A 14218-nucleotide genomic window follows, 5' to 3' on the forward strand; every position below is an offset into this window, starting at 1 on the left:
GCGTCTGGGGTTTTTTTGATGCCTTTGCCGGGCAAAGGTCGAGAGGAATGACATGAGCGAAAGCTGGAACAAACGCACTCAAGCCGTCCATGGCGGCATCCGCCGCAGCCAATACAATGAGGTTAGCGAGGCGATCTTTCTAACCCAGGGGTTCGTCTATGAGAATGCCGAACAGGCCGAGGCCCGTTTTCTGGAATGTGGCCCGGATGAGTTCATCTATGCCCGCTATGGCAACCCCACCGTGTCGATGTTCGAGCAGCGTATCGCGGCGCTTGAGGGGGGCGAGGATGCTTTCGCCACAGCTTCGGGCATGGCGGCTGTCAACGGCGCGCTGACCTCGATGCTGAAGGCAGGCGACCACATCGTTTCGGCTAAGGCGCTGTTCGGCTCATGCTTGTATATTGTCGAGAATATCCTGACCCGGTTTGGTGTAGATGTAACTTTCGTAGACGGCACCAATCTGGACGAATGGAAAGCGGCGATCCGGCCCGACACAAAGGCTGTGTTCTTTGAATCCATGTCGAACCCGACGCTTGAGGTGATCGACATCTCGGCCGTAGCCGAACTGGCCCACGCAGTTGGTGCGATGGTGGTCGTGGACAATGTGTTCTCGACCCCAGTGTTTTCGCGTGCGATCGAGCAGGGTGCGGATGTTGTGATCTATTCGGCGACCAAACATATCGACGGGCAGGGGCGTGCGCTGGGCGGCGTAATCATCGGCACCAAGGACTTCATCCGCGGCACCGTTGAGCCTTATCTGAAGCACACCGGTGGGGCGCTGAGCCCGTTTAACGCCTGGATCATGTTGAAAGGTCTGGAAACGATGACCCTGCGTGTCAATGCTCAGGCTGAGACGGCCCAGATCGTGGCTGAGGCACTGGAGGGTCACGCCGCGTTGGAACGCACATTGTATCCGGGGCTAAAGACGCATCCGCAGAATGCGCTGGTTCAATCACAGTTGGGCGGTAAGGGCGGCACCGTTCTGTCGCTGGATATCAAGGGCGGAAAGGAGGCTGCGTTTGCGTTCCTCAACGCGATGACGATTCCGGTGATTTCGAACAACCTGGGCGACGCCAAGTCGATTGCGACCCATCCGGCGACCACGACCCACCAACGGCTGAGCGATGAGCAGAAAGACGAGTTGGGCATTACTCCCGGCCTGATCCGCCTGTCCATCGGTCTGGAGGATGCGGGCGACCTGCTTGCCGATATTAAGCGCGCTTTGGACGTTTCTCAGCGCTAACTACGCTCTATATCCTGTTATGCCTTGGGTGAAACTGCGTAAACGCGGCGTAACTCCCGCGATGTTTGCGGATTTTCATCCGGGCCGTACTTTAATGCGTATACGGTTAAACTGGAAAAAGCGTCGAACCTGTATATAGTCCGGCGACCAACCGAGGAACCCCGTTCGATGAATGTGTACCCCCGCACCATTGAAGACGCACCTGACAATGAAGACGCCGCCGCCGCGCTTAGAACGCTGCGCAAATGGGCCGAGTCCGCGAGTGAAGCTGAGATCAGCCAGCTTGATCCTGCAATTGCGCGCCTCGTGCCTGGACTGGTTCCGGTGAATTATCCTTCGCTGTCGCGAGAATATGCCGAAGACTTCACAGTTGACGCGGCCTATCGGGCATCGTTGCCGGACCTTCAAAACGGACCGTCCAGCCTGATCCGCGGGGCCATGCAACAAATTCAGCATGTGGGCATTTCTAATTTCCGTTTGCCGATTCGGTTCCACCGTAAACATGGTGAGGATCTCACGCTTGAAACCTCGGTCACCGGAACGGTCAGCCTTGATGCCGAAAAGAAGGGCATCAACATGTCCCGCATCATGCGCTCGTTCTACAAACATGCCGAGCGTACGTTCAGTTTTGAGGTCATGGAGGCTGCGCTGGACGATTATATGACCGATCTGGACAGTTTCGATGCGCGTATCCAGATGCGGTTTTCCTACCCGGACCGGGTGGAAAGCCTGCGATCGGGTTTGCAAGGGTATCAGTATTACGACATCGCGTTGGAACTGGTCGAACAAAACGGCGTACGTCAGAAGATCATCCATCTGGACTATGTCTATTCGTCCACCTGTCCATGTTCGCTTGAGCTGAGCGAACATGCGCGGTCCACACGGGGGCAACTGGCGACACCGCATTCCCAGCGTTCTGTTGCGCGGATTTCCGTTGTTGTTGATTGCAAAGCAGATTGCCTGTGGTTCGAAGATCTGATTGCCCTGTGCCGCCGCGCCGTACCGACCGAAACGCAAGTGATGGTCAAGCGCGAGGACGAACAGGCCTTTGCCGAGCTGAATGCCGCGAACCCAATCTTTGTCGAAGACGCCGCGCGCTTGTTTTGTGCCGAGCTTCTGGCCGATCATCATGTCGGTGATTTCCGTGTTGTGGCCAGCCATCAGGAAAGCCTGCACAGCCACGACGCAGTGTCGGTGCTGACCGAAGGGCCAACCTTTGTTTCCGCCAGCTTGGATCCACGCTTGTTCTCGACCCTGTTTCACATCGGGTAGATCGAAAAGAGCATCCTGTTGTCTCATTTTGATCCAATTGGCGAAAAATTGCCGCATTGCAGCAATATTTCTGCACGCGCAGTGTGTTTCGCGTTAAACTATCCGTGAACGCAGCCATGGTGTGAGGGCGTGTCAGCCCTCGGGCCACTCTGAAAAGGAAGCCGCGACGTGCGATGTCCGGGGATTTCAGGCCTTGGTCACTCGCCCCTAATACCGGGGTGGGGCAGAGCGGTTCTTTTCTTGGAAGGTTGCTTCGCTTTTACAGGAGAAATGACTAATGAATCCGATTACCCAACCGCTTGAGTTTCAGGCGGCGGCCATTCGACTGGCCGGTTATGCAGTCAGCAACCAACTGAAGATCATGCAGATTTTGGCGAATTCGGCCATGGAGCTGCCTTTCGTTCCAGTGAATGCTCTGCACGCGTCTTCGTCGGTTCCTGCACCTGCCAAAAAGAAACCGGAATTCAAATCCAAGGCGGCAGCTGCCAAGCCTGTAGCCAAGGTCAAAACGACCGCCGCACCAAAGTCCAAGCCGCGCGTTCGGGCCAAGACGGCAGCGACCCCAAAAGCCGAATCACCTAAACCGGTTGTAGCAAATGCGGCCTCCCAGCCAGCAGTGGCCAAGGTTGCAGCGCCTAAACCTGCGGCCGTCAAGCCCGAGGCAAAACCTGCCGCACCCAAACCTGCCGCAAAACGCGTGGCTCCAAAGGCAGTAGCGAAACCTGCCGCACCCAAGGCCACAGCCAAGCCAGCCGCGCCCAAAGTGCAGGCGGCGAAATCGGTGACGGCAAAACCAACGGCTGCACCTGCCGCCAAGCCTGTGGCCCCCAAAGCCGAGGCGAAACCTGTGGCGCCTCTGGCGAATACAGCCAAGTCTGCGGCACCTCAGAACCGGACGCGCGCGCCTTCAAAACCGCCCGCAATGCCCACACCCGTCAGCAAAACCGACGAGTAAACGGGACATCCGCTTGACACAGTCGTGCAGGCGCGCCAACGCTGCGCCTCATGACGGATATGCGCCCGGTTGGATATGTGATTGGCCTGTTGGTCGCCATTCTTGGGGCGACCATGATGCTTCCCATGCTTGCGGATTTCATCGAAGGCCGGGGCGAATGGCCTGTTTTTCTGGGAAGCGGCGTGATCACCATGCTGACGGGGGTTATCCTGTCCATCAGTTGTTCGAACGGAGTGGGCGAAGGTCTGACGATCCGTCAGACCTTTTTGCTGACCACCGGCGTTTGGGTGGCGCTGCCCTTTTTCGGCGCAATCCCGTTTTTATTCGGCGAGACCGAGCTGCGCTTTGTCGATGCTTATTTTGAGGCAATGTCGGGGCTGACCACTACTGGTTCGACTGTCATTTCCGGGCTTGATAATCTGCCACAGGGTTTGCTGTTGTGGCGCGGATTGCTGCAATGGCTGGGCGGCATTGGGATTATTGTAGTCGCCATGGTGTTCCTGCCCGAACTTCGCGTGGGGGGGATGCAGATCTTCCGTTCGGAAGGGTTTGAAACCATGGGGAAAATCCTGCCGCGCGCGCAAGAGATCGCTGGGCAGATATCCCTGATCTATGTCTTTTTGACCTTTGTCTGCGCGCTTGTCTACGCCGGCTTGGGGATGGGGTTTTTCGATGCCGTGGTGCATGCGATGACAACCATCGCGACCGGAGGGTTCTCGAACTACGACACGTCCTTCGGCAGTTTCTCGGGGCCGACCGAGTATGCGGCTGCGGTCTTTATGATCCTCGCGGCGCTGCCTTTCGTGCGCTATGTTCAATTCGCCAATGGCAACACGAACTCACTGTGGCAGGACAGCCAGATACAGACATTCCTGGCGACAATCCTGGTGCTGGTCGTGGTCATGGCGGTGTTCCTAACCGTAGTCTTTCCACATCATTGGGAACAGGCGTTCCGGGAATCGCTGTTCAACATCACCTCGATCATTTCGGGTACGGGTTATGCCAGCGTTGATTACATGACGTGGGGCAGTTTCCCGGTCATGCTGTTCTTTTTGATCGGTCTGATCGGCGGATGCGCGGGCTCGACCGCCTGTTCGATCAAGATTTTCCGGTATCAGCTGCTGTTTGCGTCGATCAAAACGCAAATTCGCCGTATCCGGTCACCGCATGGCGTTTTTGCCCCGCGATATGGCGGGCGCACGATCGGGACGGATGTCCTGACTTCGGTGATGAGTTTTTTCATGTTCTTCGTGCTGTCGCTGGGTGTGCTGGCCTGGGCGTTGGCGCTGACGGGGTTGGACTTCATCACTTCGGTTTCGGGGGCTGCGACCGCACTGGCCAATGTGGGGCCGGGACTGGGCAGCCAGATCGGTCCGGCAGGAAATTTCGCCGGGCTGAATGACACCGCCAAATGGTTGTTGTCCATCGGCATGTTGGTCGGACGGCTGGAACTGCTGGCCGTCTACGCGTTGTTCACCGTCCAATTCTGGAGAAACTAATGAAAAGACCCTTGGGGGCCCAGATTTCGCATATGTTGAAAGATCGGGGCGTTGACGTGATTTTTGGCATTCCGGGTGTTCACAATCAGGAAATGTATCGCGGCATCGAAGAAGCTGGCATCACACATGTGTTGGCCCGGCATGAACAGGGGGCCGGGTTCATGGCCGATGGCTATGCCCGCGCGACCGGCAAGCCGGGCGTCGCCTATGTGATCACCGGGCCGGGGCTGTGCAATATCATGACACCGATGGGGCAGGCCTATACGGATTCGGTGCCACTGCTGGTGATGTCTTCTTGTCTGGATGAAACGCAAGCGGTGCATGGGCAATTGCATCAGATGAAGGATCAGCTTGGGGCGGCTGAAACCGTGACTGACTGGTCGCGGCAGGCCAATTCCGCACAGGCCGCCTATGGTCTGGTCGAGCGTGCTTTTGAAGAGTTCGAACTGTCCCGACCGCGCCCCAAACATATTCAGGTGCCGATTGCCCAGCTTGAGGCCGATGCCGACCCCGCGCCGTTTCCCAATCAGCCGGGGCTGCGCACCAAGGTTTTGCCGCCCGATATTGCTCCGGTCATGTCTTTGTTGAATATCGCGCGCAGGCCGTTGTTCATTTTGGGCGGTGGCGCGCGGTCTAATCTGTGGCGGCAGATATTGACGGAACTGGGAGCAGCCTGCTTCACAACTTTTGCTGGGCGTGGGATGGCCGGGCAGGGCTATGCGTTGGACTTTGGTGCCATGCTGACGCGCCCCGGCAGCGCCGAGGTGATTGGGTCCGCTGACCTTGTAGTCGCCGTAGGTGCCGAACTGGGCGAGGTCGATCTGTGGCGCGACAACCTGGGGCACAGCGCTCATCTGGTGCGGGTCGATCTTGATCCCAGGGTTCTGTCCGATCACCATCGTGCAGGCATCAAGCTGCAGGCTGATGGGGAAAGCTTTGCGCATGCCTTGTGGGGTGCGATTGACAAGGTAAAACCTGCAACGGGTTGGACGCCGGAAGAAATCACCGACGCACGCAGACGCTGGCGCGCCGAGGTCGATGCCGAGCGGCCGGGGATCGTTCCGGTGCTTGATGCTCTGCGCGATGCCATGCCGGCGGATACGATGATCTATTCCGACATGACCCAAATCGCCTATGCCGGGAAAGAGGTCTGGGACATGGCCTATCCCTATCACTGGCATCACCCGACCGGCTTTGGCACGCTGGGATATGGCTTGCCCGCTGGTATTGGCGGTGCGGTTGCGCGTCGGGGCAAACCAACAGCCGTGATCGCCGGGGATTACGGGTTTCACTATACGATGATGGAACTTGGTGTAGCGGTCGAGCTGGGTCTTTCACTGCCCATTATCCTATGGGACAACGGCAAGCTGAAAGAGATCGAGGACAGCATGGTCCGAGGTCAGATCGCGCCGAACGCGGTGATCGCCCACAACCCGGATTTCTGCAAACTGGCTGAGGCTTTCGGGGCCCTGTCTGCCGCGCCTACCAGTTTGGCAGAGATGCAGACTGCAGTGCGCGCGGCCTTTGACGCGCCGGTTCCAACCCTGATCCGCGTAACGCCTGATATCGTGTAAACAAAAAAAACGCCGCCCAAAGGGGCGGCGTTCCACTTTTGGGGATCAAATTAATCCCAACAATGCACCAGAACAGTCATTCCATTGGCTCTGCGGCTAAGTTCGTTGGGTGAGATCTCGGCAGTCGATTGACCCGGTTGGCCCGAGACGCCTGCCTGTTCAAGCGCCGCGTTCAACCGCTCAGCCGTGGCTGCCAGACTGACCGAGGCGGGTAGGGTGCGCCCATCGGACGGAGTGGGTAGCAACATGCCGACAACCTGACCGGCGTCATCGAAAACAGGTCCGCCAGCATCGCCCGGCTGGGCGGCCATCGCCAGACGTTTCACTCCGTCTTCTCCGTTCAGGCCGCGCACGTCAGTGATCTGGCCATAGGTCAGCGTCGGCGCTCCCAGTGCGCCCTGATACGAAAAGCCCGACACTGCGACCTCGGATTGGATGCGCGGTTGATCGGTGCCGAATTCCGCGACGCTGATCGGCGCAAGGTTGTTCCGGGGCCGCAGAACGGCCACGCCCAAATCAGCATCGGCCCAGGCGACCTGAACTTCCTGATCGTCGTTCAGGGTGATCCGTGTGCAGCTGTCGGTGGCCTCGGATACCGTCAGGATTGTACCGCTAGCATCGGTGAAAAAGCCGGACCGGGACAGGCGCGGCTTGCGGATTTGCAGGCCGGAAACAAGATCGATCCGTTGCTCGGCATTTGCACCGGCCCCTGCGTCTAGAACGGCGCTGTTTGTGGTGAAGCTGGCCTTGAGCGCGGCCAGAACCCGTGCCCGGCGGGCTTCATCCCCTTCGGGCCAGACCAGCGTGAAGCCTTTGATCTGGCCGTCCTTCAGCGCGGCTTGGGTGTACGAGACAACCCCGTTCCCGCTACCTTCCAGTGTAAAGCGATCACCGCGCAATTGTCGGGGGCCGTCCAGTGGGACGATCTCTAGCGATTGCATGACCTCGTAGAGCGCGCGTAGGGTCGCCTTGTCGCCTTTCTGACTGATCAGCAGCGCTTTGGCATCCAGGTCGGTGGTGCCTTTGAAATGCGCGAACGGGGCCTCATAGCGGTCAAAGGCAAGAACATCCAACGGCAGGTCGAGATCAATACCGGCCTGCGGGTCCGAATATCGCGCCATGCCGACGCTGATCAGCGGCGCGTTATAGTCATCCATCAGCGACTTGCGCTGCGCTGTGGTCAGAACGCCGGTGGCTTCAAAACCGTTGAATCGTTGCCAGTCACCCATCGATCGGCGCGTGCCTTGACCAAACGCGCCGTCGATAGTGGCGTTGTAAAACCCTGCGGCCTGCAAGGCTGTCTGCAAATCCCGACGCTCTTGCGCAGTGAGCAGGCGTTCGGACTGTAGGGCTTGCGAGCGGGTTTCATCTGCGGGCTCAGCCGACAACCCCGAAACGGTCGCTTCCGGTTGTGGAGTATTTTCGACGGGCGGTGTCACCACGCCCCGGTTCAGGATATTCGCACCGACTGGCCAGAACTGCTGACCCAGAGAGCTGGTGAAGGCTATGTAGCTGTCAGCCGGTATCTGCCCTTCGGCCCGGTAAACGTCCAGAACCTGTTCAGCGTCACTGCGCAAATAAGGCCCGATAACAATGGCATACCAGCCAGAGTTCAGGCGAAACCCGTTTACGTCCGGCAAGAGGCTTGAATAAGCCTGCGCGCGCTCTTGTGCCTCGCGCAGCGAAGGGCGCGCCTCGACCTGAACCCAGACGCCAGCGTCCTGTTGCGCTGATACGGCACTTGCGCCGATTGAAAATAGAAACAGAATTGCAGTGAATATGCGTGTCATTGTCTGCCCGTGTTCGCAGTGTTTTAGCTTTGCGGCAGACTACGCGAATTGAACCGCAGAAAGCCATGCCTGGAATACGGGGAATTTCCAGTGTGGCGGTGCAGTGACAGCCCAACCCGATTGGCCCGTTGACGCCCCTTGGCCCCTTGCATAGGAAGGACAAAACCGACCGGAACCGGGCGCAGACGTGCCCAAAGGGAATGTCATGACCGAACCGTCCAGCGCACCACGTTCTTTTCAGGAAATTATCCTGCGACTTCAGACCTATTGGGCCTCGAAGGGCTGCGCGATCCTGCAGCCCTATGACATGGAGGTCGGTGCAGGTACGTTCCACCCGGCGACGACGCTGCGCGCTTTGGGGTCAAAGCCGTGGGCGGCGGCCTATGTGCAACCCTCGCGCCGACCAACCGATGGGCGATACGGTGAAAACCCCAACCGGTTGCAGCACTATTACCAGTATCAGGTGCTGATCAAACCCAGCCCGCCGGATCTACAAGAGCTGTATCTGGGCAGCCTACAGGCCATCGGTATAGATATGGACCTGCATGACATCCGCTTTGTTGAAGATGACTGGGAAAGCCCCACACTGGGCGCCTGGGGTCTGGGTTGGGAGGTCTGGTGTGACGGCATGGAAGTCAGCCAGTTCACCTATTTTCAGCAAGTCGGCGGCCATGACTGCACACCCGTTTCGGGTGAACTGACCTATGGTCTGGAGCGTCTGGCAATGTATGTGCTGGGCATTGATCACGTGATGGACATGCCCTTTAACGATCCGCAATCACCCAGCCCGCTAACCTATGGCGACATCTTCAAACAGACCGAAGAGGAATACGCCCGCTGGAACTTTGACGTGGCCAATACCGAAGTTCTGCTGCGCCATTTCGAAGAGGCCGAGGCCGAGTGCGCCGCTATTCTGGCGCAGGACCATGACGATCCCAAAACCGGCAAGCGTATCGTGATGGCGCATCCCGCGTACGATCAGTGCATCAAGGCCAGCCACATCTTTAACCTGCTGGACGCGCGGGGCGTGATCTCGGTGACCGAACGGCAGGCCTATATCGGCCGGGTCCGGGCGCTGGCCAAACAATGTGCCGATGCGTTTGTACAGACCGGGGCAGCCGGGTTCGAGGCTTGATGGCGCGCTCAGGCCAATCCCGGCAACAGCACTTTCAGGCCATCCGCGATCATGCTGATCGCGATGGCCGACAGGATCATGCCCATGAAACGGCTCATGATTACGCGCGCGTTGTCGGACAGGCGTTTGGCCAGGGCCGAAGCGTTCCAGAAGGTGATGAACAACAAAAACAGAACCACCAGAAACACGCCCGCATAGATGATGGCGTCCATGGGCTTGGAAATATGGTGAGCGTACAGGATCAACGTTGTGATCGTGCCGGGCCCGACCAGAATGGGGAAGGCCAGCGGGTAAAACGCCACCGTCGCGGGTTCGGGGTAGGCTTGCTTTTCCCCCTTGGTTCCGTGGTGCGAGGTGCTTTCGTTGCCGTTCAGCATGTTCAGGCCAATCATAAGAACGACCAGACCACCCGCGACACGCAGATCGTCGACACTGATCCCAAACAGGCCAAGCGTCTGATTGCCAATGGCCGCAAACGCTCCGCCCAGGATCAGGCAATACGTGGCTGTTTTCGCCGCGACTTTGCGCTGATCAGCGGGCGTCAGGCCGTCGGTAACGCTCAGGAAGACGGGCAGATTTGTAATCGGGTTCATGATCGCAAACAGCGCGCCGAAGAACCCAACGGCAAGGGTCATGTCCATTCGAATAGCCTCGTTCCGACCTGTATCAGTTTGGAAACTGGCCTATTTTCCGCCAAGTTGAAAGAGGCCGCGTGATCGGGATGTTGAGAAGATGACCGGAAAACTGCTTGCAATCATCCTTATTGTTTCTGCGGCTTTGGCCGGGGTGGGCATGTATTACCTTCAGGTGTACGGGTTCTACTATGACGTCGCGCCCCAGCCAGGGAAGGACGTGGAATTGCTTGTTGAGGGGGCAGAGGAACCCCAGCCGATCCCGTACACGGCGTTTCACGCGATTGATGCGGACAGCTCTCCGATCCGATACCGGGCGTGTTTTGAGACCGAGATGACGAGCGATGATCTTGCGGCTTTTCAGCCGGTCGAAAACCCCGAACCGCTGACCGCTCCGGGCTGGTTTGACTGCTACGACGCGGTTGCCATTGCCGAGGCTCTGAAGTCTGGACAGGCGCAAGCTTTTTTGGGGGCCAAGAACATACACTATGGCGTGGACCGCATTGTGGCCGTGACGGCAGATGGCAAAGGCTATGTCTGGCACGCGCTGAACAATTGCGGTGAAAAAGCCTATGATGGAACGGTTGTGGGCGAGGAATGCCCGCCACGGCCGGGGGACTGAGATGCCCGAAGTCGAGGAAATGCTTCACATTCCCAATTTTCTGACCGCCACGCTTGGCATTGCGGTCTATCTGATTGGGGCCGAGATCAACTCTCGGGTCGCTCCGCTGCGTCAATTCAATATCCCTGAGCCTGTCACCGGCGGGTTGCTGGCGTCTCTTGTATTGCTGATTCTGTATGTCGTGGCAGGGCTTGAGCTGACGTTCGACCTTGCCTCGCGGGATTTTCTGCTGATCGTGTTCTTTGCCGGAATTGGGTTGAATGCGCGGCTTGCCGATTTGATTTCCGGCGGCAAGCCTTTGTTCCTGTTGCTCATTCTGACGTTGGTGACAATCGTTGCCCAGAATGCCGTCGGTGCCGCCGGAGCAGTTGCCTTTGGCTATCCGGCCCAAGCTGGGGTTCTCTTTGGCTCTGCGTCTCTGATTGGCGGGCATGGTACCGCCATCGCGTGGGCCCCTGAGGTTGGCGCAGTCACCGGGCTTGAGGGCGCGACTGAACTCGGCGTGGCCGTGGCGACGCTTGGCCTTGTGCTGGCTGCGCTGGTGGGCGGGCCGATTGCCCGTCTATTGGTCGAAGGCAAGAAATTGACCCCGGAACGCCCGGACGAAGAACACACAGTTGGGCTGCCGGATGATGCCACCGAGGCCGAGACCATGATCGACCACCTGACCATCATGCGCGTGTTGCTTTATCTGAATCTGGCGATCATCTTCGGATATTTTTTGAGCGAGGCAATCGCGGCTACCGGGTTGAAACTGCCCTTGTTCGTGCCCTGCCTGATCATGGGGATCGTCATTGCCAATGTTCGCGCAGCTCTGGCCCCCAACGCGCCGCCGGTGTCCCGGACCCCCTCGCTGGCGCTGATATCCGAGTTTTCGCTGGGCGCGTTTCTGGCCATGTCGCTGATGAGCCTGCAGCTTTGGACCATTGCCGAACTGGGGTTGGCCATCGTCGTTATCATGGGTGCGCAGACCCTGTTTGCCGTGGCGTTCGTGATCTGGGTTCTGTTTCCGGTGATGGGCGGCAACTACCGCGCCGCCGTACTGTCTGCGGGGTTTGGCGGTTTTGCACTGGGCGCGACCCCGACCGCTATCGCCAATATGACCGCAGTTACCAAGCGATATGGCCCGTCGCCTATTGCCTTTATCGTGCTGCCCCTTGTATCCGCCTTCTTTGTGGATATCGCCAATGCCATCGTCATTCAGACGATCGTTAATTTCTAAGGACCGAAAATGCCCGACCTGCTGATCGAACTGTTTTCCGAGGAAATCCCCGCCCGCATGCAGACCCGCGCCGGTGAGGACCTGAAAAAACGGATGACCGACGGTTTGGTTGAGGCCGGTCTGACCTATGCCGGGGCTGCCGCCCTGACCACGCCGCGTCGCCTGACGCTGGCGATCGAAGGTCTTCTGACTGAGAGCCCAACGATCCGCGAAGAGCGCAAAGGGCCGAAAGTCGGCGCACCGGACAAAGCCATCGAAGGCTTCCTGCGTGGTGCGGGCCTGACCCGCGATCAGTTGGAAGAACGCGATACACCCAAAGGCGCGGTCTATTTCGCGACTATCGAAAAAGCCGGACGCCCCGCGGCCGAGATTGTGGCCGAGGTGCTTGAAACCACCATTCGAAACTTTCCCTGGCCCAAGTCTATGCGCTGGGGTGGCGGTTCGCTGCGCTGGGTGCGCCCGTTGCACTCAATCTTGTGCATTCTGTCCGATGAGGCTGGCGCGCAAGTCGTGCCGCTTGAGGTCGAAGGGATCAAAGCGGGCGACACCACTGCGGGTCACCGCTTTATGGCGCCAGATCGCTTCGCGGTCACGTCGTTCGATGACTATGCTGCCAAACTGAAACGCGCCTTTGTGGTGCTGAACCCCTCTGACCGCGCTGAACATATCTGGAACGACGCCCAGAACATGGCCTTTGCTGCCGGTCTGGAAGTGGTCGATGACAAGGGCCTGCTGGCTGAGGTTGCCGGTCTGGTCGAATGGCCCGTAGTGCTGATGGGGCAGATTGACGAAGAGTTTTTGGAACTGCCTCCTGAGGTGCTACAGACCTCGATGAAAGAGCATCAGAAATTTTTCTCGGTCCGCAATCCAAAGACCGGTCGGATCGAGCGGTTCGTTACCGTCGCCAACCGCGAAACTGCCGACAATGGCGCGACCATTCTGGCCGGGAACCAAAAGGTGCTGTCGGCCCGTCTGGCGGATGCCAAGTTCTTCTGGGAAAACGACTTGCGCGTCGCCAAATCGGACATCGCCCAATGGACCCGCGCGCTGGAGAATGTGACCTTCCACAACAAGTTGGGCACACAGGCCGAGCGGATCGACCGCATCGCGGTATTGGCTCGCGAACTGTCCCCGGTGACGGGCGCGGATGCGGATCAGGCCGAGAAAGCCGCGCGTCTGGCCAAGGCTGATCTGAACTCGGAAATGGTTTATGAATTCCCCGAACTTCAGGGGCTTATGGGGCGGTATTATATTGAAGCCGCAGGCGAAGACGCCACCGTGGCCGCCGTTGCGCAGGAGCATTACTCACCGCTTGGTCCGTCAGATGACGTGCCGACAGCGCCGCTGTCGGTGGCCGTGGCACTGGCCGACAAGCTGGACACGCTGACCGGGTTCTGGGCGATTGATGAGAAGCCGACCGGGTCGAAAGATCCGTTTGCCCTGCGCCGTGCGGCGTTGGGGGTTATTCGGTTGGTCTTGGAGAATGATCTGCGTTTGCCGATTAACGGTGTCGTAGACCGCCAATTGCTGTCATATGAACTTGAGGGTCTTCGGGTATCCGGCGATGAACAAGACCTATTCACACTTGAAAGTACGCTTCAGGAGATCGCTAAGTACGGGGTATTTCAGGCGGCGTTCAAATCAGTGATTGGGCAAATTCCTGAAAGCGCCGATAATCCATTTGAACCGGATGTGAGTGATGGTTCCATCCTTCAAGGAATCTCGAAGAAGATTAGCAACGCGTCGTCGTCCATCCTCTCCTTCTTCCACGACCGCCTCAAAGTCTTCCTGCGCGACGAGGGTATCCGTCACGACATCATCGACGCCTGTATCGCAATGGACGGCAATGATGACCTGAACCTGCTGGTCAAACGCGCCCGTGCGCTGAATGCGGTGATTGCGACCGAGGATGGCGAGAACCTTGTCCAAGGATTCAAACGCGCCAACAACATTCTGATGCAGGCCGAGGAGAAGGATGGCGTCGAATACTCTTATGGCGCGGACGTGAAATTCGCTGAGACGGACAGCGAAAGGGCCTTGTTCGCCGCCTTGGATCAGGCGCGGGGCAAGATCGGGACGGCGCTGAAGTCAGAGGATTTCCCCAAGGCGATGACCATTATGGCGGCGCTGCGCGGTCCGGTCGATGCGTTTTTTGATGAGGTTCAGGTGAATACGGACAACGACATTCTGCGCCGCAACCGTCTGAACCTGCTGAGCCAAATCCGTCAGGTCTGCTCCTCCGTGGCGGACCTCAGCAAGATCGAAGGTTAATCC

The 14218-nt window shown here is 58.4% G+C and carries 11 protein-coding genes; 9 read left to right on the top strand and 2 right to left on the bottom strand.

Annotated elements, in window-relative coordinates:
• The first annotated feature begins 52 nt into the window (after positions 1 to 52).
• The 5 genes from metZ (at position 53) to ACR0B0_RS02770 (ending at position 6543) form a co-directional block, all read left to right on the top strand.
• Positions 53 to 1243: an O-succinylhomoserine sulfhydrylase gene (gene metZ / locus ACR0B0_RS02750; RefSeq protein WP_170374799.1), complete on the top strand. Its 1191-nt coding sequence runs from the start codon at positions 53 to 55 to the stop codon at positions 1241 to 1243.
• 168 nt (positions 1244 to 1411) lie between these two features.
• Positions 1412 to 2515, top strand: a complete 1104-nt coding sequence (gene folE2, locus ACR0B0_RS02755) for a GTP cyclohydrolase FolE2 (protein WP_170374801.1) — start codon at positions 1412 to 1414, stop codon at positions 2513 to 2515.
• A 277-nt stretch (positions 2516 to 2792) separates the two neighbouring features.
• Complete coding sequence (locus ACR0B0_RS02760; protein WP_480636256.1) at positions 2793 to 3470, top strand: hypothetical protein; 678 nt, start codon at positions 2793 to 2795, stop codon at positions 3468 to 3470.
• Positions 3471 to 3520: 50 nt separating this feature from the next.
• Positions 3521 to 4969 carry a TrkH family potassium uptake protein gene (locus ACR0B0_RS02765; protein WP_170348324.1) on the top strand — a complete coding sequence of 483 codons (1449 nt, stop codon included), beginning with the start codon at positions 3521 to 3523 and terminating at the stop codon, positions 4967 to 4969.
• Positions 4969 to 6543, top strand: coding sequence for a thiamine pyrophosphate-binding protein (locus ACR0B0_RS02770; RefSeq protein ID WP_480646316.1), 1575 nt, complete (start codon positions 4969 to 4971; stop codon positions 6541 to 6543). Before ACR0B0_RS02765 ends, ACR0B0_RS02770 begins: the two co-directional genes overlap by 1 nt.
• Before the next feature lie 50 nt (positions 6544 to 6593).
• Here the strand turns inward: ACR0B0_RS02770 and ACR0B0_RS02775 are convergent, their stop codons facing one another.
• Positions 6594 to 8333: a serine protease gene (locus ACR0B0_RS02775; RefSeq protein ID WP_480646318.1), complete on the bottom strand. Its 1740-nt coding sequence runs from the start codon at positions 8331 to 8333 to the stop codon at positions 6594 to 6596.
• Positions 8334 to 8538: 205 nt separating this feature from the next.
• On the opposite strand from ACR0B0_RS02775, the gene ACR0B0_RS02780 reads away from it, so the two are divergent.
• On the top strand, positions 8539 to 9468 hold the full coding sequence (locus ACR0B0_RS02780; protein ID WP_480636261.1) for a glycine--tRNA ligase subunit alpha: 930 nt from the start codon (positions 8539 to 8541) through the stop codon (positions 9466 to 9468).
• A gap of 8 nt (positions 9469 to 9476) precedes the next feature.
• On the opposite strand, the gene ACR0B0_RS02785 is transcribed toward ACR0B0_RS02780, so the two are convergent.
• Positions 9477 to 10109: a MarC family protein gene (locus tag ACR0B0_RS02785; protein ID WP_170348328.1), complete on the bottom strand. Its 633-nt coding sequence runs from the start codon at positions 10107 to 10109 to the stop codon at positions 9477 to 9479.
• 91 nt (positions 10110 to 10200) lie between these two features.
• Here ACR0B0_RS02785 and ACR0B0_RS02790 point away from each other — a divergent pair, with 91 nt between their 5' ends.
• Genes ACR0B0_RS02790 through glyS form a run of 3 tightly spaced genes read left to right on the top strand, consistent with a single transcriptional unit; the run spans position 10201 to position 14215 of the window.
• Positions 10201 to 10722 (top strand): DUF6446 family protein, encoded by a 522-nt coding sequence (locus tag ACR0B0_RS02790; RefSeq protein ID WP_480646320.1) that lies wholly within the window; start codon positions 10201 to 10203, stop codon positions 10720 to 10722.
• A 1-nt stretch (position 10723) separates the two neighbouring features.
• Positions 10724 to 11944, top strand: coding sequence for a sodium/glutamate symporter (gene gltS, locus ACR0B0_RS02795; RefSeq protein ID WP_170348330.1), 1221 nt, complete (start codon positions 10724 to 10726; stop codon positions 11942 to 11944).
• A 9-nt stretch (positions 11945 to 11953) separates the two neighbouring features.
• Entirely contained in the window at positions 11954 to 14215 is a 2262-nt protein-coding gene (gene glyS / locus ACR0B0_RS02800) for a glycine--tRNA ligase subunit beta (RefSeq protein ID WP_480646322.1), read from the top strand.
• The last annotated feature ends 3 nt before the right edge of the window (positions 14216 to 14218 follow it).

The organism is Ruegeria sp. BA12, from assembly GCF_056539625.1.

Excerpts from the sequence above, each read along its gene's own strand:
- metZ (WP_170374799.1), top strand. The coding sequence starts at position 53 with ATGAGCGAAAGCTGGAACAAACGCACTCAAGCCGTCCATGGCGGCATC.
- ACR0B0_RS02760 (WP_480636256.1), top strand. The coding sequence starts at position 2,793 with ATGAATCCGATTACCCAACCGCTTGAGTTTCAGGCGGCGGCCATTCGA.
- ACR0B0_RS02765 (WP_170348324.1), top strand. The coding sequence starts at position 3,521 with ATGACGGATATGCGCCCGGTTGGATATGTGATTGGCCTGTTGGTCGCC.
- glyS (WP_480646322.1), top strand. The coding sequence starts at position 11,954 with ATGCCCGACCTGCTGATCGAACTGTTTTCCGAGGAAATCCCCGCCCGC.
- gltS (WP_170348330.1), top strand. The coding sequence starts at position 10,724 with ATGCCCGAAGTCGAGGAAATGCTTCACATTCCCAATTTTCTGACCGCC.
- ACR0B0_RS02785 (WP_170348328.1), bottom strand. The coding sequence starts at position 10,109 with ATGGACATGACCCTTGCCGTTGGGTTCTTCGGCGCGCTGTTTGCGATC.
- ACR0B0_RS02770 (WP_480646316.1), top strand. The coding sequence starts at position 4,969 with ATGAAAAGACCCTTGGGGGCCCAGATTTCGCATATGTTGAAAGATCGG.
- ACR0B0_RS02775 (WP_480646318.1), bottom strand. The coding sequence starts at position 8,333 with ATGACACGCATATTCACTGCAATTCTGTTTCTATTTTCAATCGGCGCA.
- ACR0B0_RS02780 (WP_480636261.1), top strand. The coding sequence starts at position 8,539 with ATGACCGAACCGTCCAGCGCACCACGTTCTTTTCAGGAAATTATCCTG.
- ACR0B0_RS02790 (WP_480646320.1), top strand. The coding sequence starts at position 10,201 with ATGACCGGAAAACTGCTTGCAATCATCCTTATTGTTTCTGCGGCTTTG.
- folE2 (WP_170374801.1), top strand. The coding sequence starts at position 1,412 with ATGAATGTGTACCCCCGCACCATTGAAGACGCACCTGACAATGAAGAC.